This is a genomic window from Streptomyces sp. NPDC001406 (assembly GCF_042895285.1).
Lineage (GTDB): Bacteria > Actinomycetota > Actinomycetes > Streptomycetales > Streptomycetaceae > Streptomyces.
The window spans coordinates 30,619-56,132 of sequence record NZ_JBIAWG010000021.1; the positions used below are offsets into that span (position 1 = coordinate 30,619).

Genomic DNA, 25,514 nt, shown 5'->3' on the forward strand with positions numbered 1-25,514 from the left:
CCGTCCGGGTGCGGCGTCCCTGTCTCCCGGATCCGGTAGACGATGGGACGGGAGCTGGGCGGTCTCACCGCCGTATCGGGGCGGTGTCCGCATGAGGAAGTTGCCCATGCGTTTCGAGGAGGCCGCGTGCCGGGTCGTCCGTGGTCAGGGCGTGGTCCGGACCGTGCTTGCCGTGCCGGTCGGACCGGAACGGACGCTGATCCGTCTGCACCGGCCGGCCGACCAGCTGGTTTGTCTGCAGTCACCACGCTTCTTCGGCTCGGTCGGCTCCTGGTACCACGACTTCGCTCAGGTCGGCGCCGCGGAGGTCACCGACCTGCTGGCTCGGGCCGCTCGCCCCGGACGGCCCTCTGCGTCGCCGGCCGCCGTCGATCCCCCGCCCGCGAACCGGGAGATCGAGGTGCCCCCGGGGCTCGTTCGGCTGGCCGCACGGTTCTACTGCCCGACGGGGCACCGCCCGTCGTGGCGTTCGCGCACGGCAGCGGCAGCAGCAGCCACAGGCCCCGCAACCGGGAGAGCACTGCTCGGGCCACACCGTCGTCGTGCCGGCCCGGATCGCCGACGGCGGTGATCGCGACACGGGTGGAGACAGTCATGGCTCCTCTCCCTCCACCGTGTGTCTCCACCCTCGACGGAACCGAGTGTTCCGGTCACTGGGCCGAAGGGACTCGGAAAGGACCCGCCCGGCCCAGCAACCGGCCGGCCCGGGGATACGTGTGCGCGGCCGGCGTACCGGCCGCGCACACCGGGTACGGCTGAGCGCCCACCCGCACTCAGCCGTGCCGCACCGGGATGGTCTTCGTGCCCGTCTTCGTCTCGGGCACCGGGATCGTGACGGTCAGGACACCGTCCTTGTACTCGGCAGTGGCCTCGTCGCCCTTGGCCCCGGCCGGCAGCCGGACGGAGCGGGCGAAGGTCCCGTAGTGGAACTCCGTGCGGTGCTTCAGCGTCGTCTCCCCACTGCGCTCCGCCCGTAGGGTCAGAACGCTTTCCGTGACGGTGATTTCGACATCCTTGGGGTCGATGCCCGGGAGCTCCGCCCGCAGCACGTAGTTCTCGTCCGCCAGGTGCTCTTCGATGCGGATGCCGTGCAGTCCGGGGACCGTATGCGACCCGGGGAAGCCGGACTCGACCCAGCCGAACAGGTCGGGCAGGGTCGGCCAGCCCGGCAGTCGCTCGATCATGCCAGTCATGTCTCCCTCCTCCTCTTCTTCTTGGCCACTTCCAGCATCCCGCGCCGGCGCGGGACGCGCGTGGGCCGACCGGACCCGTACCGGGCCCGGTCGGCCCCTGGCCCCCCAACGTCCCCCCGGCGCCTGCCGGTTGGGGCTCCATCTCGCGATGAGCGCGGCTGCCCCGCCGCCGACCACGTTGAAGAGACAGACCAGTTGGGGCATGGCGGTCATCTTGACCTCACGCGCGGCGTACAGGCCGAGCGCGGCGTCGACGAGACCGCCGGAGGCGAGCACGAGCCAGCCGGTCCGGCTGATCGTGCCCTCGTGGGCCACCAGCCACACCGTGGCGGCGATCGCGCCGACCATGGCGCCGGCGGAGAGCGTGCTGCCGCGGCGGGCCGTGCGCGGGTGGTTCATCAGGTGCGCGCCGAACGCCATGGCCGCGAAAGCGAGGATGTAGCCGAGCCAGGTGTGCAACTCGGCCGCGATCAGCTTCGCGCCGATGACGACGATGCCGTGCACGGAGTTCGAGCCGGACATCAGGGGTGTGTGCAGGGTCGCGGGGACCTTGCTGATGACCTCGACGCTCAGCACGAAGACGGTGATCGCGGTGAGAGATCGAGGTTGTTCATGAGGAGGCTGCTCCCGTGGCGCCGCCGTGATCTCGTCGGCCGGGTCGAGGACGAGTTCGCCGTCGCGCACGAGGTGACGCAGGAGCGCAACGAGGTGACGCAGGAGCGCAATGAAATTGCGGGCGTAGGCCGTCGACGAGACGGTCGCCATCGCGGACGGCAGGCGTCCGGCGCCGATGACGGTGACGCCCTTGTCCAGGACGGTCGTCTTGTCAGGTTCAATGTCTCGCTTCGGCGTCGGAGAGGGTGCGCGGCCCGCGGTCCAGGGCCGAACGCCCCTGCTGTGAAGGCCTGTTCAGCTGCCGTGGTGATCCGGGTCAGCCAGTCGGCACGACGACCACCGGGCAGTGCGAACGGTGCAGCAGGGTGCGTACGACGGGACCCAGGCGCGGGCCGAGGTGGTCCGCCCGGCGGTGGGCACCGATGACGACGACTCCGGCTTCACGGGTGGCCTCCAGCAGCGCACGCGCCGGCCCCGTGCGGACCGTGCGCGTGTCGACGCCGACCGCCGGGTGTTTCTCCCGCAGCTCGGTCAGGGCGAAGCGGGGCACGGCCGCCTCGGTGGCGTCGCGTTGGGCAAGTTCCCGCTGTCCGGGGCTGGTTGGCACCGGCGACGGCATTTCGGGGGTGACGTGCCGGTGGGACCAGGAGTGCAGGACGCGCAGCCGGGCACCTCGCCGCTCCGCCTCCTGGAAGGCATAGGCCGCCGCGTCCCCGTCGGCGTCGCTCCCCAGTCCCAGCAGCACCTCGCGATCGTCGTCGCACCGGTGGTCACCGCGTACGACGAGCAGCGGGCTCCGGGCGTGCGCGGCCAGGCGCAGGCTCACCGAGCCGAAGAGCAGTCCGGTGAACCCGCCGAGCCCGCGGTTGCCCACGACGGTGAGAACCGCTCCGTCACTCTCCCGCACCAAGGCCTCCACCGCGCCGCCCTCCGGTGACGCGGTCACGACCGGCAGGCCGGGATGGTGGGCGCGGATCCGTGCGGCGGCCGACGCCAGAACCGGCCCGGCCTCGTCCCGGTCCGCGACGGCGTGGACGACGCGCAGAGTGACGCGGCGGCGTGCCGCCTCCTGGGCCGCCCAGTCCAGCGCCCGTACGGCGGTCAGTGTGCCGTCGACTCCGACGACGACGTGCTGGGGAGTCATGTCGCTGTTCCCTTCTGTGCTTCCCCGACGGTCGGATCCGGTCGGGGTGGGCATGCCAGGGGCCCACCACTCATGTTCTGGCGGGCATTTGAAGGTGGAATGGGGCCATCGGTCCCGCCCCTGCCGGAGAGCGACCCCGGCTCACCGTGTGCGATCACATGGGGCCGCCCGGCCCCGTCACCCGTCACCCGTCCGCACAGGGCCCGACCGGCCCTTCCGTCACGCCTGACGCCCCGCTTTGCTCTGTCTACGGCCGAAACCCACACCAGGCCCACGACCTGCCACACGGAACACGCCGTCGGCGGCACGACCTTGGTGCCCCGACCTGGTGCTCGACCTGCGCCCCGTGACCTTCATCGACTGCAGCGGACTACGGCTGCTGTGCCGGGCGAGGAACCGGGTGCGGGCCCGGCAGGGCAGGCTGCGGCTGGTCGCCGACACCGGCCGCAGCCTGCACATACTGCAGAGCACGTGCCTGGGCGGCGTCTTCGAGATCCACCCCGGCCTGCCCCCGGCTCCCTCCGTTGCTCCCCACGAGGACGGCGTCTCCGCGGGGACGGGCTGACCGGAGCCGCCCGCCCCGACGGGAACGGGCTATCGGTTCGGCCTCTCCGCGTCCAGCACCGCCTGCGGGGCGCGCCGCGGGGTGGCGGGGCCCTCCCGGCCGTAGCCGAGGCGGATCAGCATCTGCGCGTGACCGGTGTGGTCGGGGTCCGGGCTCAGGAAGCGGCGCAGGTCGGGCCATTCCATCGGCTGGTGCAGCAGGGACGCACGCAGGCCGAGGGCCGTGGCCACCAGCAGGACGTGCTCGAGTGCCTCTCCTGCGCGCAGCCAGTCCGTGCGACGGTCGTGCTCGGTCCTGAGCAGGGCGACGGCCGGGGCGGTCTCGAAGTCCTGGGCCGACAGCCGCCCGGGGTGCCGTGCGGCGGTGAAGTCCCGCATGGGAATGCGTTCGCGCGCGTCCTGCGGGCCGAGCGCCGTCTGCGGGAGGCCGGAGTCGAACGGATCGTCCGACTCCCGGTGCACCCAGCGGCGGCTCTCCGTGCCACGGTCGGCGTCGGCGTGATTGCGGTGCTCGGCCTCCTCGGTCACGCGCAGCAGACGTACCGTCTCGGCGACCTCGGGGAAGGTCAGTGAGGCGCCTTCCGTGTGGGCGGCCTCGGCGAGTTCGGCACGTGCCTGCGCGGGCAGCGGTCTGCCGGAGAACGGGAAGCGACTGCTGTGCCTGCGCCAGATCGCCAAGTAGAGATCGCCACGGTGTTCGGCGGTGTGCGCGCTCTTTGATCCCGCGGGCCGGACGGTGGCGAGCAGGGCGGGCTCTTCGGGGCGGGGCAGCAGCCGCACGACGGGCGACCAGCCGAAGTGGGACACCGCGACGCGGAGATTGAAGACGGACGCGCCCACCGACAGATGGAGCGCCCGTCCGACCGGATCCGCATGACGCAGGCTCCGCTGCGGTGCCGCGCGCACCTCGAAGGCGACGGCATCGGGGTCCAGCCTGAAGCGCCAGGGCTGGGTGTTGAAGAACGAGGGCGCAGCCACGGCGGCCGCGATGCAGGCTTCCAGGGTCTCGGCGTCGAGAGGCTCGGATCGCATGGTGCCCTCCTCCCACACGGGTTTCGGAACGGGTACCGATGTCCTACGAGAATGGGCGCGCGACAGCGTCCGGGTGAGGGGCCGATGGTCCCTGGCGGGTGGCCGGTCAGGGACTATCGGTGACGGAGGTGGCGAGAACGGAGAGCACGCCGGTCCGCGGGCGGACACCTGCGGTGTCCCCACGGGCTGCGACGGCGGGGGCTGAACGGCCCATCCCACTTCCGCACTTGGTTCCGGTCGGCCCCCACGGCTCCCCCTGTCCGGCCCATGTCGCGACGCGCGGGCGGCTGTCACCTTGCTCGAAATGACCACGACGAGGAGGTGCGGCCCGATGCGTACAGGCAGGCGAACGAAGAGGTTGCTGTGGCGGTGGCGAGCCAACCGGCTGCGCAGGCGCGCCGACGTTCTCGAGGCGTGGCTCGTGCTGGCCGTCTGGGCGCTCATCGCGGTGGGCGGAACCCTCGCCGGTGTGCTGACAGCGCGGGCCGCGGACGACGTCTTCGCGCAGCAACGCGCCGAGCGCACCCCCGTACGGGCCGTACTCCTCACGGATGCGCCACGAGCCGACGTGAAGAGCTATCGGGCGCTGGTGCAGGTCCGCTGGACCAGCGCGGGCGGGTCCACCCACACCGGCAGGACCCTGGTGGACGGCGGGCGCAAGGCCGGATCCACGATGGTGCTCTGGACGAACACGCAGGGGAACCTCACCACCCGACCGCCGAGCCGCACGGATGCGGCGGTCGAGTCGGGATTCCTGGGAGCCGCGTCCGCGCTCGCTGTTACCGGCATGGCGTTCGGTGCCGGGGGCGCCGCACGCTTGTGGCTGGACCGGCGGCGTATCGACGAGTGGGGCAAAGAGTGGGATCTGGTCGGTCCGCAGTGGGGTCACAAGACGGGCTGACGGCTCGGCGGAGCCCTGCTCACCGCCGCCGCACACATTCCTCCTGCGGGATGCGGGTGCCTCCCGCCGCGCCGGTGGCATGGAATCACCGCCCAGGCGCGAACGGCTTCGTCGCTCTTGAGCTGCGGGACCGGGCCTGCTTGCCGCCGGCGTGGACGAAGCAGCCAGAAAACCGGTGTGCCGCTCCATCTCCACCGGCAGCGAGGCGATCGGCACGTTCGGCAGCATCCGCTCCAGCTCGGCGTGCAGTTCCTCGGCCCCGGACGGGATGTCCTCCGCTGTCAGCGGGGAGATGACCAGCTCCCCGTCATCGTTCAGCCGGACCGGCCAGCGGCAGCGCCTCCGAGGCGTCGGGGCTCTTGCCGACCAGACGGCAGAACTCCACGCGGTGCGTCTCCCACCGGGCGGGGGTGAACAGGCAGGCGGCCGGGTTGTCGTAGCGCCGTGAGCCCGGTACAAACACGTCCCCGCTGCGCAGGGCCGTCGCGCAGGGCGAGCAGGGTGCACAGCTCCCAGTAGTGCCGGTACGCGGTCGCATCCCCCCTCGCCGCGGCCTCATCGAGGTAGCCCTGCCACCGGGACGGCACGAACACGGTGGGAGCACCGTCGGGGACGTTGCGGGCGCCGGTGGCGTTCAGCTCCCGCAGAATCCCCAACGCCTCGGTCGGCGGCTTCGCGTCCGTGCCGCCCGCGAACCGCACCGCCTCCAGTACTTTCGGCGCGAACTCGAGTATGTAGCTGTAGGAGCCGGCCAGCAGCGCCAGGTGCCCGTGGTCACGCGACAGCCGTATGGTGGCGCCGGCGTGGCCGGCGCGGATGCGGTCCATGCCGATCTTCTCGCGCAGCAGCGCCCCGTCTGTCACCTCAGCGCGCAATTACGCGATCGCGGCATCGCGCTTCCCCTCCTACTGGGCCTTCTGCGCTTGCCGGCGCACACGGTCAAGGTGCGCAGCGGACGGGGCGACCGTCGGGCGCGTGGTGGTACGACGGGTGGTGGTCCGCCGTCGAGAAGTGCGCGCCGGGTGGCCCTGTCGATCCGCGCCGGGCCAAGTCCTGTGCCGGCTGGTCAGAACGGGCCGTGGAGACTGCCCAGTCTGTCGGTCAGGCGCAGGTTCTCGGAGTAGTCGACGGGGCAGGCGATCACGGCAACCGCGTCGTCGTCGAGGGCGCGGCGCAGCACGGGCAGCAATTGGTCGGCGCTCTCGATCCGGTAGCCGCGAGCGCCGAAGCTCTCGGCGTAGGCGACCAGGTCCGGGTTGGTGAACCGGGTGTGGCTGTGGCGGCCGATTTCGAGCTCCATCTTCCAGGTGATCAGGCCGTATTCCTGATCCACCAGGACGAGGACGACCAGTGGGACGCGTTCGCGGACGGCGGTCTCCAATTCCTGGGAGTTCATCAGGAACGAGCCGTCACCCATCATCGCCAGGACCCGTCGGTCCGGCCGTGCCAGCTTCGCGGCGATCGCGCCCGGCAACGCAAACCCCATGGTCGACAGTCCGTTGGAGACCAGACACGTGTCCGGTTCGTAGGTCGGGTAGAGACGGGCCATCCACATCTTTCCGGCGCCGGTGTCGGCGAGCACGATGTCGTGGCGGTCCAGCGCGGTGCGCACATCGGCGACGACGCGCTGCGGCACCAGCGGGAACGCCTCGTTGTCGCGCCCGTACTGGAGCTCTTCGTCGAGCAGCGTCCGGATCTTCTCGCTGCTTCCGAAGTCATAGGAGAGCCCGTCGGGCAGTGCCGCCATGAGTGCGTCCAGCGCCTGGGAGGGGTCGCCTTCGACGCCCACGCCGACCGGGTAGTGGGCGTCCACTTCGGCGGGGAAGCGGTGCACGTGCACGATCCGCTTGTCACCGCTCGGGTTGATCTTGACCGGGTCGAACTCCTGGATCTCGTAGCCCACGCAGATCAGCACGTCGGCCGCGTCGAAGCCGAAGTTGCTGTAGTCGTGGCGCATGAAGCCGACCGCGCCGAGGGCGTTGGGATGGTCGTCGGGGAAGACGCCCTTGCCGTGGAAGGTTGTCGCCACCGGGATGTTCAGCCGCTCGGCGAACCGCACGAGAGCAGCCGAGGCGCCGGCTCTGGCAGCGCCGTGGCCTGCCAGCACGACCGGGTGCCGGGCAGCGGTGAGCACCTCCACTGCACGTGCGATCTGGGAGGGCGACGGTGCATCAGTGTGTACCACGTCGATCTGCAAGGGTGCCAACGGCTCGGCTGGACGCTCCGCTTCGATGTCCTCCGGCACTGCCAGGAACACAGCTCCGGGGCGCTCGCTCTGGGCGATCTTGAACGCCTTGCGCGTCATCTCCGGCACCGCGTCCGGACACTCGACGCGGGCCGCCCACTGGGTGACGGGAGCGAACATCGACACCAGGTCGATGACCTGGTGCGACTCCTTGTGGATCCGGCGCAGTGAACCCTGGGCGGCCAGAGCCACCATCGGGGCACTGTTGGTCATGGCGTCCGCGGTGCCAAGAAGCAGATTGATCGCGCCAGGTCCCAGCGTCGCCGAGCACACCCCGGCACGGCCGGTGAGCCGCCCGTAGATCTCCGCCATGAACGAGGCGGCCTGCTCGTGGCGCACCAGAACGTACCGGATCCCGGAGCCGTTCAGCGCGTCCACGAAGCGGATGTTCTCCTCGCCCGGAATCCCGAAGACGTACTCCACGCCCTCGGCCCGCAGACAGCGCACCAACAGGTGTGCGACGTCCTCCACTGCTGCTGTGTCCCGCGAGTCGCTCGCGCCTTCGGTACCCATGAGACGAACGTAGGCACGCCCACCGGCCCCGGCCAATCATTCGCCGCCGACCGAGGCAGCCGTGCGGTTACCGATGCCTCAAGCATGCCGGGGCCGTTCGGCGGCGCTGTGGTGGCGGGTGCCATGGGTGTCCAGCACGCTGGAGCCGGACGTGGACGCGCGCCGCCGAGCATCGTGCTGCGCAGAGGCTCTGGGAGGACCGTGTGACCGCTTCGTCGCCCACCACCGACGCACCGCCGGCCCGGTACGACGACCTACGGGCTCTGGTGATCAACTGCACCCTCAAGCGCTCGCCAGAAACGAGCAACACTCAGGGGCTGATCGACCGGAGCACCGCCATCCTGGACGCGCAGGGAGTGCACGTCGATGTCGTCCGGGCCGTGGATCACGACATCGCCACCGGTGTGTGGCCCGACATGACAGAACATGGCTGGGAGACGGACGCCTGGCCGGACCTGTACCAGCAGGTCCAGGCGGCCGACATCCTCGTCCTGGCCGGCCCCATCTGGCTGGGCGACAACAGCTCCGTGATGAAGCAAGTGATCGAACGCCTCTACGCCTGCTCCAGCCTGCTCAACGACGCGGGACAGTACGCCTATTACGGTCGCGTAGGCGGCTGCCTGATCACCGGCAACGAGGACGGCGTCAAGCACTGTGCCATGAACGTCCTCTACAGCCTGCAGCACCTGGGTTACACCATCCCTCCCCAGGCGGACGCCGGATGGATCGGCGAGGCAGGCCCCGGCCCCTCCTACCTCGATCCCGGCTCGGGCGGCCCGGACAACGACTTCACCAACCGCAACACCACCTTCATGACCTGGAACCTGCTCCATCTGGCCCGGGCGCTGAAGGATCTCGGTGGCATCCCCGCCTACGGCAACCAGCGCACCGCCTGGGACGCCGGCTGCCGCCGCGACTACGAAAACCCCGAGCACCGGTAGGGACACCAGCGGCCGGGGCAGCCGCGTCGGTTGGAAGCAGGGACCGGCCCCCGCGCCAGTCGCGGCAATCGCAGCCTGGGGGTTGCGTACGGTGCCTCGGAGCGCCTCGCAAGCCTCCGGCCGACTACCCGCAAAAAGGGGCGGGGGCCGTGATGAGGCAGATGGGCGCGAGGCGCTGGGACGCTCGCGGGGCGGAGTGACCAGCGAGGTCCATCTGCTGTCCGACGACCGGGCCCGCCCGCTGACCTGGCAGACCTCGCCCGGTCAGCGGGGTGACAGCCCGATGTTCGCCCCGGTGCTGGACGGCTTACGCCTCCGGCGCCGCGGGCCAGGCCGCCCGCGCAGCCGACCGGACCGGGTGCGCGGCGACAAGGCGTACTCCAGCCGGGACAACCGCGCCTACCTGCGCAGGCGCGGCATCAAAGCCACCATCGCGCAGCCCGACGACCAGCGCGCCCACCGCAGGCGCCGCGGACGCTCCGGCGGCCGGCCCCCGGCCTTCGACAAGACCCGGTACCGCTGCCGCAACGCGGTCGAGAGGTGCGTGAACAAGTGGAAGCAGTTCCGCGCCGTGGCCACTCGGAACGAAGAACGCGACTACGTGGACCTCCAGGGCCATAGCGGGCTCCCCTTTCCCCGGGCGCGGCTCGGACGAGGAGCCATCCGCAAGGTCGCCGAGGACCTTGGCCTCAGCGTCGCCGACCAGTGGACGAGCGGGCGCCGATGCTTTGTCACCCTGGCTCACGGAAGATCATTCACGGGCCGCCCTGACGTGGGACCACCATGACGAGGACGGCAAGCTCAGCGGGATTTCCTGTACCTCAACTACTCACGCCCGGCCCTTGTCCCGAATGGAGGGGCACATGGACCAGGGCGCTGGGCGGTCAAAGTACTTAGGGTGTAAGTGGCGATTCAGTCGTTCATCCACCTTGACGAGTGTTCTGTGACGAAAGAGCAGCAGGCGCCCGAGTTGCCCAACGCGCTCGGAGCAGAGCAGGCCGCGGACCTGCCGTACCAGCAGTCCGCCTTGGACGCTGCTCGCGTCGTGGCTCAGGTCGCCGCCGTTGTGGCCGCTGTGCTGGGCGCGGCGGGTCTGTCCGGCTGGATCCTCGGCATCGACGTCCTGAGGCGCGCGCCCGGTGCCGATGCGACCATGAACGCAAACACCACCGTGGCGCTGCTGGCGCTCGGCTTCTCCCTGTTTCTGGTGGCTCGCAGACGCCTCACGCTGTGGATGATCACCACAGCCCGTGCGGCCGCAACCCTGGCCGCCGTGACCGGCGGGCTCACCATCGTGGAGTACGCGACCGGTGCGGGCCTGGGCATCGACGAACTGCTCTTCAAGGACGACACGGCGCTGGTGGCGACCGTGCCCGGACGCATGGCACCGAACACGGCCACGGCACTGCTGATCGGCGGCGTGGCAGCCCTGTGCGCGAGCTCGTCCCGGCTTCCCGCCTGGACGAGTCAGGTTCCGGGCCTGGCCGTTCTCACGCTGGGAATGCTGCGGCTGTACGGGTTCGCGTACGCCGTACCCGAACTGGAACGCTTCGGCGCCTACAAGGGCATGGCCCTGTACACCGGCCTGGCTCTGGTGCTGCTGGGCATGGCCGCCTTCCTCGCCCGGCCGGACCGGGGTCCTGCCGGACTGCTGATGAACGCGGGTACGACGGGGGCGCTGGGGCGCCGGCTGTTCGCCACCGTCCTGGTCGTACCGCCGCTGCTGGGCTGGCTCGTCCTGGCCGGTGAGGACGCGGCGCTGTTCGGGACACGACTGGGTACCGCGCTGCTGGTATGCGGGCACGTGGCCGTGTTCACCGCGGTCATCTTCTCGGCCCTGGTCGTGGGCCGCCGTATCGAGATGGAGCACGCCCATGCGGAATGGCAGGTGCGACAGAACGAACTGCTGCAGGCATTCATCGACCACACACCCGCGGTGGTGTTCATCAAGGACCTGGACGGGCGCTTCCTGGCGGTCAACACGACGTTCGAGGAAAGCCTGGGCCTGTCCCGCGAGCGGGTACTGGGCCTCCGGGACCGGGATGTCATGCCGTCCGACCTCGCGCGTCAGGCGCGGGCCGCCGACCTCGCCATGCTGGCAGGGGGTACCCCCGTGCAGCGGGAGGAGCTGCTCGTCCTGCCGGGAGGCCCACGGGACGTCCTCACCAGTCTGTTCTCGCTCACCGCGTCGTCCGGCAAGCCCTACGCCATATGTGGTGTGGTCACCGATGTCACCGAGCGAGTCGCGGCTCAGCGCGAGGTCCGGCGGGCCAACCGGCGCTTCCTGGCGCTGCTGGAATCCGCACCTGACGCCACCCTGATCACGGACGGGCACGGCACCATCGCCATGGCCAATGCTCAGGTGCAACGATTGTTCGGACATGCGCCGGCCGACCTCGTCGGCACCCAGGTCATCGATCTGGTTCCCGTCTCGCGGCGTCGACGGCACAGCGCCTTCCTCGGCGCCTATCTGCGGCAGGGGGACCCGAAGCCGATCGTCCTGGACCGAGGCCTGTACGGGCTGCACAGCGACGGCAGTGAGTTCCCCGTAGAGGTGAGTCTCAGCAGCCTCCAGGCCGATGAGGGGACGCTGGTATTCCTGTCCGTGAGGGACATCACTGAACGCAGACAGGCCGAGGCCGAACGCGCCGAGCGCTACGAGGAACACCGACGAATCGCCTACACCCTGCAGCACAGCCTCATGGGTGAGCCGTCCCGGCTGCCGCACCTGTACAGCGCCCACCGGTACTTGGCATCCGTCCAGGACCCCGGGGTCGGCGGTGACTGGTTCGACGTCATTCCCCTGGACCGGGACCGCACCGGCATCGTCGTGGGCGACGTGATGGGCCGGGGTCTGGAGGCAGCGGCCGTCATGGGTCAGCTGCGCGCCGCCTCCCATGCGCTGGCCCGCATGGGCCTACCTCCCAGTGAGCTCATGACCGGGCTGGACGCGTTCGTCAGTGACCTGGCGGACCAGCTCGTCACCTGCGTCTACCTGGTGGTGCACCAGCGCGACCACGAGGTCACCCTGTGCTCGGCGGGACACCTCCCGGTCATCGTCCTGCCCCCGGACGGGCCCGCCCGCCAACTGCAGGTTCCGGTCGGTGTGCCGCTGGGCGTCAACGATTCGTGCGTCAGCAGGGTGCCGTTCCGGCAGACGACCCAGCCGCTGCCACCGGGCAGCACTCTCGCGGTCTACACCGACGGACTGGTCGAACGCCCCGGCACCGACATCGAGGCCCAGATCGACATCCTCGCCCACACCCTCGAGGTCGCGCTGAAGGGCGCTCCTCCGGATCCGAAGAGCCTCGATCAAGCCGCCGACCGGCTGGTCAGAGCCCTCATTCCGGAGACGGCCAAGCATGACGACGACGTGACGCTAGTCCTGATCGGGCTGCCCGAGCCCGATGAGACAGGCTCCCGCAGTGAGGGTGTGAGCCCCCGCGCGCGCGGTGTTTCCGGTCCACAGTGAGCGAAATCTGTACATTTATTCCGATAGGAGCTACGAGCTGTCAGGCGTGCGACGGCGGCGCCCGTGCCCAGAAACCACGCAGGTGAGCGCAGTATGTTCGACTTGAGTGTGCCGATCGTGGCCACGTTCCTCGTGTATGTGGCCGTCATGGTCGGGACAGGTGTCTGGGCCCGCAGCCGCACTGATACCTTCGCCGATTTCGCTCTGGGGGGCCGCAGGCTCAGCGCGTTTGTTGCCGCCCTTTCCGCAGGGGCCAGTGACATGTCCGGCTGGCTGTTCCTCGCGTTTCCCGGAGCGGTGTACGCGGCCGGCGTGGGCGCCAGCTGGATCGCGGCCGGTCTGGTGCTCGGTACCTACCTCAACTGGCTGCTCGTCGCGCCGAGGCTGCGCACCTACACCGAGCGCGCCGGGAACGCCGTGAGCTTGTCGGCCTATCTGGAGGAACGGTTCGAGGACCGCACCCGGATGCTCCGGATGGTCTCGGCGGCGGTCACGCTCGTTTTCTTCACCGTCTACGTCGCCAGTGGGCTGGTCGCCGGCGGACTGCTGTTCGAGCACATCTTCGGCGTCAGGTTCGGGCTCGGAGTGGCCCTGACTGCTCTGGTGATTGTCATCTACTCGTGCCTGGGCGGCTTCCTCGCCGTGAGCCTGACACACGTGATGCAGGGCACGCTGATGTTCCTCGCCCTGCTCGTGCTCCCCGTCGTCGGCATCGGGGCACTGGGCGGCTTCGGTGCGCTGCGCGACGCCCTCAACAGCAAGACGCCCGATCTGCTGGACATGGGTGCCAGGGTCGACTTCACGGACGGACGGTGGTCAGCGGGCGGGTCGCTCGGCGTGGTTGCGATCATCTCGCTGCTCGCCTGGGGTCTCGGCTACTTCGGCCAGCCGCACATTCTGGCCCGTTTCATGGGCGTCCGCAGCACGGGCGCCATCCCCACGGCCCGCCGCATCGGAACAGGGTGGGTCATCATCGTGCTCGGTGGTGCCACGGTCGTCGGTTTGGTGGGCATCGCGCAGACCGGCGCGCCGCTCAGCGACCCGCAGACGGTGTACATCACGCTGAGCCGGACACTGTTCGATCCGTGGGGCGCCGGGGTGATGCTGATCGCCGTACTGGCCGCGATCATCTCGACTGCGGACAGCCAGCTCCTCGTGTCGTCCGTCGCTCTCACCGAGGACTTCTACCGCGCGTTCCTCAACCGGCACGCCTCGGACAGGGCGCTGGTGTGGGTCGGTCGCGCCGCCGTCGTCGTCGTGACCCTGGTGGCCTTCGTGATCGCGCTCAGGGGCGGCGGGCTGCTGGGCATCGTCGCATACGCCTGGGCAGGCTTCGGAGCCGCCTTCGGGCCGGTCGTCCTTCTCTCGCTGTACTGGCCGCGCATGACCTGGGCCGGGGCCATGGCCGGCATCGTGTCGGGTGCGGCAACCGTGCTGCTGTGGAAGAAGATCAATCCGCTGCTCGGCCCCTTCGAGTCGGGCGTGTACGAAATGGTCCCGGGCGTCGTGGTCGCCACGGTCGCAGCGCTGGTCTTCGGCAGGTTCGTCGGCCGGCCCCCGAAACGGGCCTTCTGGCGGATGCCGGGTGGCGGGGTGAGCCAGCTGATGCTCACTCCCTTCCTCACCCACGCACCGGTCGGCATCGCAGTCCTCGACACGGACCTGCGGTACGTCTGGGTCAACGAGCCACTGGACCGCCAGATCCCCCTCGAACGACGACTGGGCCGACGGACGGCGGAAGTACTGCCGAAGGCGGAGGCAGAGGCCTTTGAGGAGAAGATGCGTGAGGTTCTGGAGACCGGCGCTTCGGTGATGGACTACGAGTACCGCGGCCCCAGTCACGTGGACCCGGATGCCAGCCGCGCGATCTCCGCCTCCTTCTTCGCGATGAAGGACCGCCATGGCCGGAACGTGGGCGTCTGGTACATGGTCATCGACGTCACCGAGCGTTGGCGGGCCCAGGAACGCCTGGCCCTGCTCAACGACGCTGCTGCCCGCATCGGCAGCACCCTGGACGTGACACGGACCGCACAGGAACTGGCCGACGACGCCGTGCCGTCCGTTGCCGACTTCGTCGCCGTCGACCTCCTGGACTCGGTCACGAGGGGTGAGGAGCCGGCCCCCGGGCCGGTCGGTATGGCGCCCGTCATCCGGCGCGCGGGGCAGCAGTCGGTGCGTGAGGGCTGCCCCGAGGCGTCGCTGGCCGTGGGAGAAACGGTTCGGCGCGCACCTTCCTCGCCGGTGACCCGCTGTCTGCTGGAGAGCAGGACCCTCGTGGAACGGATCCTGGACCACACCGCCAGCCCGTGGGTGACCGAGGACGAGTCACTGGGCGCCTCCCTCCTCGATTACGACTTCCGATCGGTGATGGTGATTCCGGTGCGGGCGCGCGGCGTCACCCTGGGCGTGGCGACGTTCGCCCGTTCCCGGCGACTGGGCCCGTTCGAGGAGGACGATGTACGTCTCGCCGAGGAACTCGTCTCCCGCGCCGCCGTGTGCATCGACAACGCGCGCCGTTTCACCCGCGAGCGCACTGCGGCCCGTTCCATGCAGCGTTACCTGTTGCCCCAGGACCTGACCGGAGGGTCCGCTCTGGAGGTGGCGTCGTGGTATCTCCCGGCGGATGCCCCCAGCGGTGTGGGCGGCGACTGGTTCGACGTGATTCCGCTCTCCGGAGCACGGGTCGCACTGGTCGTCGGGGACGTGGCCGGGCACGGCATCAACGCAGCGGCGACCATGGGACGCCTGCGGACCGCCGTGCGCACGCTCGCCAACCTCGACCTGTCCCCGGACGAACTGCTGGCTCATCTGGACGACCTGGTCATCGGCCTCATGGGGGCCCACGACATTGAGGCTTCGACGGCGGCCGAGGGTGCGGCCGCGGGCACGGCGTTCATGGGAGCCACCTGCCTGTACGCCGTCTACGACCCGGTCAGCAGGCGGTGCACGCTGGCCCGGGCGGGTCACCTCCCGCCGGTGATCGTCGGTCCCGACGGCGGCGCCGACATCCTGGACCTGCCCGCCGGACCGCCACTCGGCCTCGGCTACCTCCCCTTCCAGTCTGTCGAACTGGAGCTGGCCGAGGGCAGCCTCATCGCGCTGTATACGGACGGGCTCATCGAGTCCTTCGACCGGGACATCGACGTCGCGCTCTCCCGACTGAGCGATGTCCTTGCGGTGCCCCGTCCAGCATTGGAGGAGACGGGCCGCAAGGTGATCGACGATCTGCTGGTCGGTCCGCCGTCGGACGATGCGGCACTGCTCCTCGCCCGGACCCATGCCCTGGCCCGGGACCGGGTCGTCTCCTGGGATCTGCCCAGCGATCCGGCCACCGTCGCGCACGCCCGCGGCCTCGCCGCCCAGCAGCTGACGCAGTGGGGCATTTCCGATCTGACGTTCACCACAGAGCTCATCGTCAGCGAACTGGTCACGAACGCCATCCGCCACGCGAGAGGACCGGTGTGCCTCCGCCTGATCCGGGACCGCAGCCTGATCTGCGAGGTCTCCGACGCCAGCAGCACCTCGCCACGCCTGCGCCATGCCCGGACCACGGACGAGGGAGGGCGGGGCCTGCTGATCGTGGCCCAGCTCGCCCGCCGTTGGGGCACCCGCTACACGACGACGGGCAAGATCATCTGGACGGAACAGGCCATCCCGGCCGGCACCGTCGCCTAGCCACCTCGACGCCTGTACGAAGCGGCACGCCCTTCCGCCGCAGCGCCTCGGGCCGGGAGTGAGGTAGGTAGGCCCGCATGGCGGTTGGGGCCCCGAGCTCTCGCGAAACGACCGACGTCGAGCAGCGCTCGATCGCACTGGGCTTGAAGGGGGCGAAAGACGGCAAGGGCATTTCAGGTCACCGTCCGAACAATCGCAACCTTGTCCCGGCCGGCTGGTACATGCTCTTCGTGACTGACGATCAAGGCACACCGTCCAGGCGCTATGGGTCAAGGTGCTCTGAGGAGGTGGAGATCACCGTCCGATCGGCTGGCGCGTGCGCGTACGGTTGCGGGTCCGGAGGCGGAAGATGACCAGCCCGACTGTGCTGAACGCGGCAGCCCATGCAAGCCCGAGGGTGAGATGCCCGCATAGTGCGGTGCGGCCGAAGGAGCCCCCAACGGCAAACTGCATGGGGCCGAAGGACGGGAACCACTGGAGGACGGGCTTGTTGGCGAGCGGATTGCGAATCCGGTGAGTACGGCGAACCAGCCAGCGGCCGTGGGCCGCCAGAAGAAGAGGGTGGCCGGCGCCGTGTAGAGGGCGATCGCCGTAGCGACCGTTGCGATGGCGAGGGTCTTGGCGCCGATGAGGGTGGACTGCCGGTATGCGGCGAAGACGAGGCGCCGGTCGAAGGCGAGTGCCTTCCGGACGGCGTCGAAGACGACGAACCCGGCGGTCATCGTGACGGAGTTGAGGCCCGCGGAGATGAGGGTGAGGTGAGCGCCGTCGACATGCAGGACCTCGCCGGTGGCGTACAGCTTGAAGTCCAGCACCTGGCCTGAGGCCATGGCGTCCGTCGCCAGGTACCAGACGGGCACAAAGAGCACGAGCAGCAGACCGGCGAGGCGGTTGCGGGTCTGGTCGCGCACCGAAAAGCGCATACTCGGCGGCTGCATGTGGCCGCTGGCCGTCGTCCCCGACTGGTTGCGCGCCATGGGCGACGCCGTGCCCCACGCCTGGGCCGTCGACGCCTGGACCACCCTGCTGTGCCGGAACGGCGACCTGACCGCGATCCTGCGCGACCTCGTCGTCCTCGCCCTCTTCGCGACGGCGCTCATCGGCTGTGCGGCCCTGTCCCTGCATCGCCGGCTGACCACCGGCTCGGGGACGTAACGCCCCGTCAAGCTGCGCCTCCCCCTGCCGCAGGGCCGAACGGCCTGCGGATTCACGCTGGTCGGCTTCGTGACCAGTGCCGATCAGCCCTGGAAACCCGCCTCCGACAAGGCTTGGATGGAAGTGTCTCAGGAGGCTGCCATGAAAAGTGATGCCCCGAGCGCCCGCGCCTGGCGACGCCACCGCACAGCACTCACCGCGGTGTTGACGCTCCCCTTCCTCACGGTCGCCGCGTGCGGCACGAGCGGCGGCTCGGGCACGCCGGGCGGCATCGACCAACCCTCTCAGCCCCCGGCCGGCACAGCTACCTCGGGCGGTACCTCCGGGACGCCCGCACCGTCGGCGCCGACGACATCCGCCGCCCCGGGCACGACACAGCCTTCGCCCTCGACGAGTGGCGGCACCGGCACGGCGGCGAAGCAGATCCGCTCGGCGGTGTACTTCCTGCACGGCGAGCACGTCTCGCCCGCACCGCGCACCGTGACCGCCCCGGCCACCGCCGCCGGAGCCGTCCGCGCCCTGCTGGCCGGCCCCACCCGCTACGAGCGGTCTCACAGCCGCTCCACGGCCATCCCGTCGGGCACGACGCTGCGCTCCGTCGTGGTCCGCGACCATGTGGCGACCGTGGACCTCTCCGGCCGCTACGACGACGGCGGCGGCACCCTGTCCATGCGGGCACGTCTCGCGCAGGTCGTGTTCACCGCGACCCGCTTCTCCTCCATCCACTCGGTCCGCTTCGAGGTCGACGGCAAGCCGGTGAAGTACTTCGGCGGCGAGGGCATCGTCCTCAACGGACCCGTGGGACGAGCCGACTTCGAGGACCTGGCCCCGGCCGTCCTGATGGAATCCCCGCTGATCGGCAACGCGTTGCACACCCCCGTGCGGGTCTGGGGCAGCGCCAACACGTTCGAGGCGGTGTTCCGGCTGAAGGTCACCGACGTCACCGGGCGCACCGTCGCCGACGTGCGCGTCAAGGCGACCTCCGGCACCGGTACCCGCGGCACCTTCGACGTCACCTTCCCCTACAAGGCCGCCCGCAGCGGACCGGGCCGGCTGACCGCGTACTACCTGTCCCCCAAGGACGGCAAGCCCGTCACCGTCGACACCGTTCCGCTGCTCGTGAACCGCTGACGGCGGCCGTACGGAACAGCACGAGGCGGCCACACCCAGCGCCGTTGCGGGCCGGATGGACAGCCGGCCAGGCCGCTCGGCCCCTGGGCGCCCGGGCGCCCGGGCGGGACGCTGAACTCGAGGACCGGAGGGGAGACGTGCGACGATGGACACCCGACAGGCGCCGGTTCAGGCCCTGTTGACGGACGGCACGACCGTCCGGATACGGCTGGCGGATCGCGAGGATCGTGGCGAATCGCCTGTGCCCTGGCGCAACCGGCCGAAGCGGACCTCAACCCGGTGCCGACCGGGCCGCACGGAGTCACCGCGCTCGACGTCCGCGTTCGGCTCGCATCGCGCCAACCCCGCGACCCGTAGGCACGCCGACCGCGTCGACCGGGTCCCGACCGCCAAGGAGGGTCAGCCATGAAGGCCACGAAGGTCGGCGCGCTCATGGTGGACAGCGTGATCACCGCCCAGCACGGCACGCCCTTCAAGGAAGTGGTGCGAACGCTGGGCGAACACCGCATCAGCGGGCTCCCCGTCATCGACGAGGACGACAAGGTCATCGGCGTGCTCTCCGAGACCGACCTCATGCTCCACCAGGCCCGGCGGCCCGAGCCGGACAGCACCCTCGGTACTTTGACGGCCCGGCTGCGCCGGCTCAGTCGCCGCGTCCGGCAGACCGCGGCCAAGAGCCGGGCACTGACCGCCGGCGGGGTCATGTCGACGCCCGCCGTCACCGTGCACGCCGACGACACGGTCAACGTGGCCGCCCGTCTCATGGCCGAGCACCGTATCGAGCGGCTGCCCGTGGTGGACGACGAGGACCGGCTCGTAGGCATCGTCACCCGCCGGGACCTGCTCCAGGTCTTCCTGCGGACCGACGAGGAGATCCGGCGGGACGTGGAACGGGAGGTCTTCGTCAACACCCTGTGGCTGGCCCCGCAGCTCATCGAGGCCGCCGTCAGCAACGGCGTGGTCAACCTGACGGGCCGGATGGAGCGGCGCAGCGACATTCCCGTGGCGCTCGACATGACACGCCGGGTGGACGGCGTCGTCGACGTCGTCGACCACCTGTCGTACCGGATCGACGACAGACACCTGCAGCCGGCCGGTCAGGCCCCACGCGGCCTGAACGACGACTGGCTGCGCAGACTGTGAGCCTGCTCCTGGCTCGCTCGGATCTCGCGTTCAAGAACGTACAAGTGAGGAGGAGGTCATGGTTCCTCTCATCCTGATCGGCGCGGCGGTGCTGGGCGCCTGCCTGATATTCGGCTACAGCTCGTTCGTCGTCGGATTCATACTCCTGGCAGCCGGAATCCTCGGGCTCATCGCATTCATGTCCACACCGGGAGCGGTCCGGCGTCCGGGTGAACGGGAGGCCGTCATCGAGGAACGGCACTACATGGGCAAGGGCGACGATCACCGGTACTACCGCTACTGACCGGCGTCCGTGCTGCAGAGGATCGACCGTCATGAACATGGAAGGGCTGCGGGCGAGTGGCTGGTCGTCCCTCCCTTGAAGACCCATCGCGACCACCGCAGAAGGGGCTCTTTCGGCACTCGCCAGGAGCCATTCGGCCCACGCCTCGCCCGGCCGGTCCGAGCCACGGTGGGAGACAGGAGGCCATCTGGGGAGGCTGCCATGACCGAACTCGCCGTCGGCAACAGCATCGTGGTGGGCGTCGACGGGTCCGAGGCGTCCATGGAGGCGCTGCGCTGGGCAGCGCGGCAGGCTCACGCCCTGCACGCGGATGTCGGCGCCGTGCACGCCTGGGAGCCGATCGGGCCGCGGTTCGCCCCCTACGCCCCTGCCTCGGCGTGTCCGACGGCCGCCGAGCAGCAGGAGCGGGCCGCACACCTGCTCGCCTCAACACTCCGCGAGGTCTTCGGGCCACGGATCGACAGTGCCGTACACGCGGTCGTGGTGGAGGGGCCGCCCGCGCGGGTGCTGCTGCGGCAGGCGCCAGTACGACCAGCCCACGACAGGTGCGGTGGCACGCGCGTGCCTGCGGCATGCGACGCTCCCCGTGGCCACGGTGCCGCCTCTCAGCGGCCCGCGTCGCCGCTCGTCGCTGTCGGGGCGCCCTCCACGGCCAAAGGCGGAACCGCACGACAGACGACAGACGACAGGGCTCTGCACCAGGGGTTCGGCCACGCGGTGATTGCTGGACGCCCACCGTCAAGGCCCGCCCGAAGAGATCGAGAAACGTCGAGGTGACGTCATGGACGTTCTGCTGGGATACGCGACCGCTCACGGCTCGACACGCGAAATCGCCGAGCGGCTGGCCGCCAGGCTGAGCGAGGCGGGGCTGAAGGCCGAGGCCCGGGCCATGGAGACGGTGGACGACGCCGACGCGTACCACGCGTTCGTCCTGGGCAGCGCCGTGCACGGACAGACCTGGCTGGATGCGGCCAAGAACTTCGTGCGCGACAACCTCGACGTACTGGGCTCCCGCCCTGTGTGGATCTTCAGCGTCGGGATGCCGGGCGCGCTGCGCGGCCCCTGGAAGCGCCTGGCACCCAAGGAAATACCGGTGATCGTCAAGAGTCTGCCCGGTGACCTGCCCTTCCGAGACCACCGGTTGTTCTCCGGTGTCATCGCACGAAATCAGCTGCCCCTCACCGGACGCATCGGGTTCCACCTCGTGGGCGGCCGGTTCGGCGACTACCGCGACTGGGACGCCATCGACAGCTGGGCATCCGGCATCGCCGACGAGTTGGCTCGCGGATGACGGGCCCTCGCCCAGCGGCCTTGGCGGCCCGGAGCTCAGCAGCGCACGGACGTGCGGTGCTCCGCGGTCGCCGGCTGCGGCGGCGCCTGCGTGGGCGGCCTGTGTACGCGTCGGCGCAGCAGACGGAGGGCTGAGGTTCAACCTCGTCTTCGCCCCCGGCCGTCGACGCGCAGGCGTTGACCCCGGACCGGGTGCCGGGGCCGTGGCGCCGACACTGTTCATGCTGACCAGGGGTCGGGGTGTTCGACGAGGTGGCCGCTCTTCGGCGATTACGCGAGACCGCTGCGGTGGGCGAAGACGACGAGTTGGGCGCGGTCCCGGGCGGCAACCTTGGCCATCGCGCGATTCACGTGCGTCTTGACCGTGGCGGGGCTGAGTACGAGCTGGGCGGCGATCTCGTCGTTGGGCAGTCCAGAGGCCACGAGCCCGGTAATCTGCCGCTCCCGGTCGGTGAGCGCCTCCAGTCCGCGGCGGGCAGTTTCGTCCAGGGGCTGGGGTGAGGCGGGGGCGGCTAGGAACCGGCTGATGAGGCTTCGGGTCGCGGCCGGGGACAGCAGCGCGTCGCCGCGGTTGACCGTGCGGACGGCGTGCAGCAGTTCCTCCGCGTCGGCGCTCTTGCCGAGAAAACCGCCGGGCATACGGATGTCCATGAGGACGGGCGCCGGGGGAAGCCGACGTCGTCAACAACCAGGACAGCGTCCTGGTCGCCGACGTACTCGACCACGTACTGGCGCACGTCGTCGAGGACGTCGTCGCCGTCCGACTCGATCCGGTTCAAAACCCGGTGTATACGGTCCGGCCCTGCATGCCCGGCCTCCTCTGCCAGGACCCAGCCGTTCTTGCGCTGCACCGGAACGATCAGCTCCCGCATACAGGCCGGCGCCGACGACCGCGGCCCCGACCCGTTGAACCCGCGCACCAAGCGCTCGTGTGCCGCGTCCAGTTCACCGGCCCACAACCTGACGCCAGCAAGGTCCCCACCCACAACCACACATCGACCGAAGGACTGTTGGGGCAGGATGCCGGCTGAAGGACAGGCGCCTTGCGCCAGTCCGTGGGCCGTTCGGCCCCTGCAGGTCGCACCTCCGTCCGGGCACTGTATGAGGCATGAGAACGCACGAGCGGATCGTCGTCATCGGTGTCGGCAACGACTTCCGGCACGACGACGGCGTGGGCTGGGCCGTGCTGGCACAGCTGCGGGAGCGGGCCGGTAAGCGGCCGCTGCCGCCCGGCACCGTGCTCGCGACCTGCGACGGCGACCCCGCAAGGTTGATCGGCCTGTGGGAGGGAGCCGCCCTCGCCGTGGTCGTGGACGCCGCCCACGCACACCCCGGCACCCCCGGGCGCGTGCACCGCCTCGAGCTCGACGCCAGGACCGTCGCCCGTCCATCGAGCACCAGTTCGCACGGACTGGGCCTGGGCGAGGCCGTCGAACTCGCCCGCGTGCTGGGCCTGTTGCCCGGTCAGCTCGTCGTGTACGCCGTGGAAGGCGCCGAAACCTCGTTCGGTCGCGGCCTCTCCCCCGCAGTCGACGCGGCCGTGGACACGCTCGCCGACACCGTCGAGACCGAGGTCGCACGGCACGTGGACACCACTGTCGGGAGGCCGGCATGACCTCCCGGCACTTCCACGTCGACGGCGTCGTCCAAGGCGTCGGCTTCCGGCCGTTCGTGTACCGCACGGCGGCGGAGCTGGGCCTGGACGGGTGGGTGGCCAACGTCAACGGACATGTCGAGGGCGAGGTGTGCGGACCGTCCCAGGTGATCGAGGAGTTCGCGGCCCGGCTGCGCACCGACGCCCCGACGCTGGCCCGGGTGCGCCGGGTGCTGCTGGCCAAGAGCAACCGATCTGCGTACAGGCGCGGTTTCGAGGTCCGCCACAGCGCACCCGACGACGCCGGCGCGGCGGTGCGCGAGGTGCCGCCGGACGCTGCCATCTGCGACGCCTGCCTGCACGAACTGAACGATCCACGCGACCGGCGGCACCGCTACCCGTTCATCAACTGCACGGACTGCGGCCCGCGCGCCACGATCATCGAGGACCTGCCCTACGACCGGGTCCGCACGACGATGCGCCGCTTCCCGCTGTGCACCGACTGCGCCGCCGAGTACGCCGACCCCGGCGACCGGCGCTTTCACGCCGAGCCCATCGCCTGCCCCGCCTGCGGGCCGCGGCTCGCCTGGGAGGACCTGCACGGGGAGGAGGCACTGCAAGCGGCGGTCGAGGCAGTCGGCGCGGGCCGGATCGTCGCGGTCAAAGGGCTCGGCGGCTACCAGTTGGTGTGCGATGCGACGGATGCGCGGGCTGTTGCCGAGCTGCGGCTCCGCAAGCACCGTCCGGCGAAACCGTTCGCCGTGATGGTCCGCGACGTCGCGACGGCGATGCGGCTGGCCCGTGTCGGGGCCACGGAGCTGGACGCCCTGGCCTCCCCCGAGCGGCCCGTGGTGCTGCTGGCGCGCCGGCCATGGCGGGCTGCCCCGCCACTCGCTCCCGAGGTGCACCCCGGGCTGCGCCATGTCGGGCTGTTCCTGCCCACCACGGGCCTGCATCACCTCCTGCTCGACGCCTTGGCCCGGCCGCTGGTGGTCACCAGCGGCAACCTCAGCGACGAGCCGATCACCGTGCACGACTCCGACGCCCGCGCGGCTCTGGCCGGTGTCGCGGACGGCTTCCTCACCCACGACCGTCCGATCCGCGCCCGCTACGACGACTCGGTGGTCCAGTTCGCCGGCCGGATCCGCATCACTGTCCGCCGGGCCCGCGGGCTGGCCCCCGCTGCGCTGCCGCTCGCCGTCCACCGGCCGCTCGCCGGGGTCGGCGCCCACCTCAAGCACACCCTTACGCTGGCCGCCGACGGCCGCGCCCACCTCGGCCCGCACACGGGCGACCTGGCCGACCTGACGACCCACGAGGCGTTCCTGGCCTCGTACGACCACCTCAGGCACCTGACCGGGATCGAACCGCAGGTCCTGGCCCACGATCTGCATCCCGGTTACCTGTCGACGCAGTGGGCCCGCGCGCAGCCGCTGCCCCGCATCCCGGTGCAGCACCACCACGCGCACGTGGCCGCCTGCGCGGCCGAGCACGGGGTGCGCGGCCCTTTCCTCGGCATCGCCTACGACGGGCTCGGGCTGGGTGACGACGGCACCTTGTGGGGCGGGGAACTCCTTGTCGCCACGCTGACCGGGTACCGCCGCGTGGGCAGGTTCGCGACCGCCCCCCTGCCCGGCGGCGACGCAGCAGTGCGCCATCCTTCCCGGACGGCGCTCGGCCATCTGCTGGGCACCGAGACGCTCGGCTCACCACGCCCGTCCCCATCCCTCGCCCGGTCCTTCACCGACAGGCTCGATCCGGCCGAGACGGCCGCCGTGCGCGCCATGGTCGCCCGAAACGTCAACTGCCCGCGCGCCTCCAGCGCCGGACGGCTCTTCGACGCTGCCGCCTCGCTGCTCGGCCTGACGGACCGGGTGAGCTACGAGGGTGAGGCGGCCGTCCTGCTGGAGGCGGTGGCCGGTGACGAGCACGCGGTGCCACTCGCCCACCGCGTGGTGCGCGTGGACGGAGTGTGGGTGTACGACTCCGCGCCGACCCTGACGGACCTGCTTCGCCGACGGCTCGACGGCGAGCCCGTTGCCCGACTGGCCGCGGCCTTTCATCTGACGCTGGCGGTCGTCACCGCCGATCTCGCCGCCCGGGCCGTGACCGACGGCGCGCCGCGCACGGTGTGCCTGGGCGGCGGCTGCTTCGTCAACCGGCGGCTGCTGACGGAGGTGAAGCGGCGATTGCAGGCCCAGGGTCTCAGGGTGCTGGTCGGCGGTCAGGTACCCGTCGGGGACGGCGGGATCAGCTACGGGCAGGCGGCGGTCGCCGCCGCACGTCTGGCCGGGGAGGAGTGAGTGCACATGTGCCTGGGCATCCCGGGACGCATCCTGGAGATCCACGACGACGCCGGGCTGCGTATGGCCACTGTCGACTTCGGCGGCGTACGGCGCGAGGTCTGCCTGAGCTGCACGCCCGAGGCGGATGTCGGGTCGTACGTCATCGTGCACGTCGGCTTCGCGATCACGCAGATCGACGAGGAGGAGGCCGGGCGGACCCTGCAGGTGCTGCGGGCGATGGCGGACGCGGTCGAGGGCGAGCTGGGCGAAACGCTGCCCTGAAGGTGCCGCGGATCCCGCCGGCCTCGCGGGCAGGGCCCTTCAGCCTCTGCCGTGCA

At 70.6% G+C, this 25,514-nt stretch carries 23 protein-coding genes and 1 pseudogene; 16 read left to right on the forward strand and 8 right to left on the reverse strand.

Annotated features, from left to right (window positions below):
* Nucleotides 1–773 precede the first annotated feature (773 nt).
* Nucleotides 774–1,958 carry an NAD(P)(+) transhydrogenase (Re/Si-specific) subunit beta gene (locus tag ACFY1J_RS38675; RefSeq protein ID WP_390732874.1) on the reverse strand — a complete coding sequence of 395 codons (1,185 nt, stop codon included), beginning with the start codon at nucleotides 1,956–1,958 and terminating at the stop codon, nucleotides 774–776.
* Nucleotides 1,959–2,124: 166 nt separating this feature from the next.
* Nucleotides 2,125–2,952 (reverse strand): universal stress protein, encoded by an 828-nt coding sequence (locus ACFY1J_RS38680; RefSeq protein ID WP_390732875.1) that lies wholly within the window; start codon nucleotides 2,950–2,952, stop codon nucleotides 2,125–2,127.
* Nucleotides 2,953–3,298: 346 nt separating this feature from the next.
* Here ACFY1J_RS38680 and ACFY1J_RS38685 point away from each other — a divergent pair, with 346 nt between their 5' ends.
* A complete protein-coding gene (locus ACFY1J_RS38685; protein WP_390707635.1) occupies nucleotides 3,299–3,517 on the forward strand; it encodes an STAS domain-containing protein in 219 nt (72 codons plus the stop codon).
* Between the two features lie 29 nt (nucleotides 3,518–3,546).
* On the opposite strand, the gene ACFY1J_RS38690 is transcribed toward ACFY1J_RS38685, so the two are convergent.
* On the reverse strand, nucleotides 3,547–4,548 hold the full coding sequence (locus ACFY1J_RS38690; RefSeq protein WP_390707636.1) for an Acg family FMN-binding oxidoreductase: 1,002 nt from the start codon (nucleotides 4,546–4,548) through the stop codon (nucleotides 3,547–3,549).
* A 331-nt stretch (nucleotides 4,549–4,879) separates the two neighbouring features.
* Between ACFY1J_RS38690 and ACFY1J_RS38695 the strand changes: the two genes are divergently transcribed.
* Nucleotides 4,880–5,449 carry a hypothetical protein gene (locus tag ACFY1J_RS38695; RefSeq protein ID WP_390707637.1) on the forward strand — a complete coding sequence of 190 codons (570 nt, stop codon included), beginning with the start codon at nucleotides 4,880–4,882 and terminating at the stop codon, nucleotides 5,447–5,449.
* A 314-nt stretch (nucleotides 5,450–5,763) separates the two neighbouring features.
* Here ACFY1J_RS38695 and ACFY1J_RS38700 read toward each other — a convergent pair whose 3' ends face one another.
* Both ACFY1J_RS38700 and ACFY1J_RS38705 read right to left on the reverse strand, forming a co-directional pair.
* Nucleotides 5,764–6,312 carry a hypothetical protein gene (locus tag ACFY1J_RS38700; protein WP_390707638.1) on the reverse strand — a complete coding sequence of 183 codons (549 nt, stop codon included), beginning with the start codon at nucleotides 6,310–6,312 and terminating at the stop codon, nucleotides 5,764–5,766.
* Nucleotides 6,313–6,515: 203 nt separating this feature from the next.
* Nucleotides 6,516–8,207 carry an acetolactate synthase large subunit gene (locus ACFY1J_RS38705; protein WP_390707639.1) on the reverse strand — a complete coding sequence of 564 codons (1,692 nt, stop codon included), beginning with the start codon at nucleotides 8,205–8,207 and terminating at the stop codon, nucleotides 6,516–6,518.
* Between the two features lie 203 nt (nucleotides 8,208–8,410).
* Here ACFY1J_RS38705 and ACFY1J_RS38710 point away from each other — a divergent pair, with 203 nt between their 5' ends.
* The 5 genes from ACFY1J_RS38710 (at nucleotide 8,411) to ACFY1J_RS38730 (ending at nucleotide 16,648) form a co-directional block, all read left to right on the forward strand.
* Nucleotides 8,411–9,148, forward strand: a complete 738-nt coding sequence (locus ACFY1J_RS38710; protein WP_390707640.1) for a flavodoxin family protein — start codon at nucleotides 8,411–8,413, stop codon at nucleotides 9,146–9,148.
* A 196-nt stretch (nucleotides 9,149–9,344) separates the two neighbouring features.
* Entirely contained in the window at nucleotides 9,345–9,935 is a 591-nt protein-coding gene (locus ACFY1J_RS38715; protein WP_390707641.1) for a transposase, read from the forward strand.
* Between the two features lie 156 nt (nucleotides 9,936–10,091).
* Entirely contained in the window at nucleotides 10,092–12,620 is a 2,529-nt protein-coding gene (locus tag ACFY1J_RS38720; protein ID WP_390732876.1) for a SpoIIE family protein phosphatase, read from the forward strand.
* A gap of 93 nt (nucleotides 12,621–12,713) precedes the next feature.
* Nucleotides 12,714–16,295, forward strand: coding sequence for a sodium/proline symporter PutP (gene putP, locus ACFY1J_RS38725; protein WP_390732877.1), 3,582 nt, complete (start codon nucleotides 12,714–12,716; stop codon nucleotides 16,293–16,295).
* A gap of 77 nt (nucleotides 16,296–16,372) precedes the next feature.
* A complete protein-coding gene (locus ACFY1J_RS38730) occupies nucleotides 16,373–16,648 on the forward strand; it encodes a galactose oxidase-like domain-containing protein (protein ID WP_390707644.1) in 276 nt (91 codons plus the stop codon).
* Here ACFY1J_RS38730 and ACFY1J_RS38735 read toward each other — a convergent pair.
* Nucleotides 16,565–17,206, reverse strand: coding sequence for a hypothetical protein (locus ACFY1J_RS38735; RefSeq protein WP_390707645.1), 642 nt, complete (start codon nucleotides 17,204–17,206; stop codon nucleotides 16,565–16,567). The genes ACFY1J_RS38730 and ACFY1J_RS38735 overlap by 84 nt on opposite strands.
* 25 nt (nucleotides 17,207–17,231) lie before the next feature.
* Here ACFY1J_RS38735 and ACFY1J_RS38740 point away from each other — a divergent pair, with 25 nt between their 5' ends.
* From ACFY1J_RS38740 to ACFY1J_RS38765, 6 genes are all read left to right on the forward strand, one after another.
* A complete protein-coding gene (locus tag ACFY1J_RS38740; RefSeq protein ID WP_390707646.1) occupies nucleotides 17,232–17,450 on the forward strand; it encodes a hypothetical protein in 219 nt (72 codons plus the stop codon).
* A 141-nt stretch (nucleotides 17,451–17,591) separates the two neighbouring features.
* Complete coding sequence (locus ACFY1J_RS38745; protein ID WP_390707647.1) at nucleotides 17,592–18,581, forward strand: GerMN domain-containing protein; 990 nt, start codon at nucleotides 17,592–17,594, stop codon at nucleotides 18,579–18,581.
* 405 nt (nucleotides 18,582–18,986) lie between these two features.
* A complete protein-coding gene (locus tag ACFY1J_RS38750; RefSeq protein WP_390732878.1) occupies nucleotides 18,987–19,724 on the forward strand; it encodes a CBS domain-containing protein in 738 nt (245 codons plus the stop codon).
* Between the two features lie 58 nt (nucleotides 19,725–19,782).
* The gene (locus ACFY1J_RS38755; RefSeq protein WP_390707649.1) at nucleotides 19,783–20,007 is read left to right on the forward strand and encodes a hypothetical protein; all 225 of its coding nucleotides are present in this window, start codon (nucleotides 19,783–19,785) and stop codon (nucleotides 20,005–20,007) included.
* A 201-nt stretch (nucleotides 20,008–20,208) separates the two neighbouring features.
* The gene (locus ACFY1J_RS38760) at nucleotides 20,209–20,784 is read left to right on the forward strand and encodes a universal stress protein (RefSeq protein ID WP_390707650.1); all 576 of its coding nucleotides are present in this window, start codon (nucleotides 20,209–20,211) and stop codon (nucleotides 20,782–20,784) included.
* Between the two features lie 4 nt (nucleotides 20,785–20,788).
* The gene (locus tag ACFY1J_RS38765) at nucleotides 20,789–21,298 is read left to right on the forward strand and encodes a flavodoxin domain-containing protein (protein ID WP_390707651.1); all 510 of its coding nucleotides are present in this window, start codon (nucleotides 20,789–20,791) and stop codon (nucleotides 21,296–21,298) included.
* A 269-nt stretch (nucleotides 21,299–21,567) separates the two neighbouring features.
* On the opposite strand, the pseudogene ACFY1J_RS38770 reads toward ACFY1J_RS38765, so the two are convergent.
* A pseudogene (locus tag ACFY1J_RS38770) lies at nucleotides 21,568–21,927 on the reverse strand (response regulator transcription factor); the annotation flags it as partial.
* A complete protein-coding gene (locus ACFY1J_RS38775) occupies nucleotides 21,810–22,283 on the reverse strand; it encodes a transposase (protein WP_390708090.1) in 474 nt (157 codons plus the stop codon). The pseudogene ACFY1J_RS38770 and the gene ACFY1J_RS38775, both read right to left, overlap by 118 nt.
* A 122-nt stretch (nucleotides 22,284–22,405) precedes the next feature.
* Here ACFY1J_RS38775 and ACFY1J_RS38780 point away from each other — a divergent pair, with 122 nt between their 5' ends.
* The 3 genes from ACFY1J_RS38780 to ACFY1J_RS38790 are packed head-to-tail and all read left to right on the forward strand — an operon-like array spanning nucleotide 22,406 to nucleotide 25,458.
* Nucleotides 22,406–22,912, forward strand: coding sequence for a hydrogenase maturation protease (locus tag ACFY1J_RS38780; protein WP_390707652.1), 507 nt, complete (start codon nucleotides 22,406–22,408; stop codon nucleotides 22,910–22,912).
* On the forward strand, nucleotides 22,909–25,194 hold the full coding sequence (gene hypF / locus ACFY1J_RS38785; RefSeq protein ID WP_390707653.1) for a carbamoyltransferase HypF: 2,286 nt from the start codon (nucleotides 22,909–22,911) through the stop codon (nucleotides 25,192–25,194). The genes ACFY1J_RS38780 and hypF overlap by 4 nt, the downstream gene beginning before the upstream one ends.
* A gap of 6 nt (nucleotides 25,195–25,200) precedes the next feature.
* Nucleotides 25,201–25,458, forward strand: coding sequence for a HypC/HybG/HupF family hydrogenase formation chaperone (locus ACFY1J_RS38790; RefSeq protein ID WP_390707654.1), 258 nt, complete (start codon nucleotides 25,201–25,203; stop codon nucleotides 25,456–25,458).
* Nucleotides 25,459–25,514: the final 56 nt, after the last annotated feature.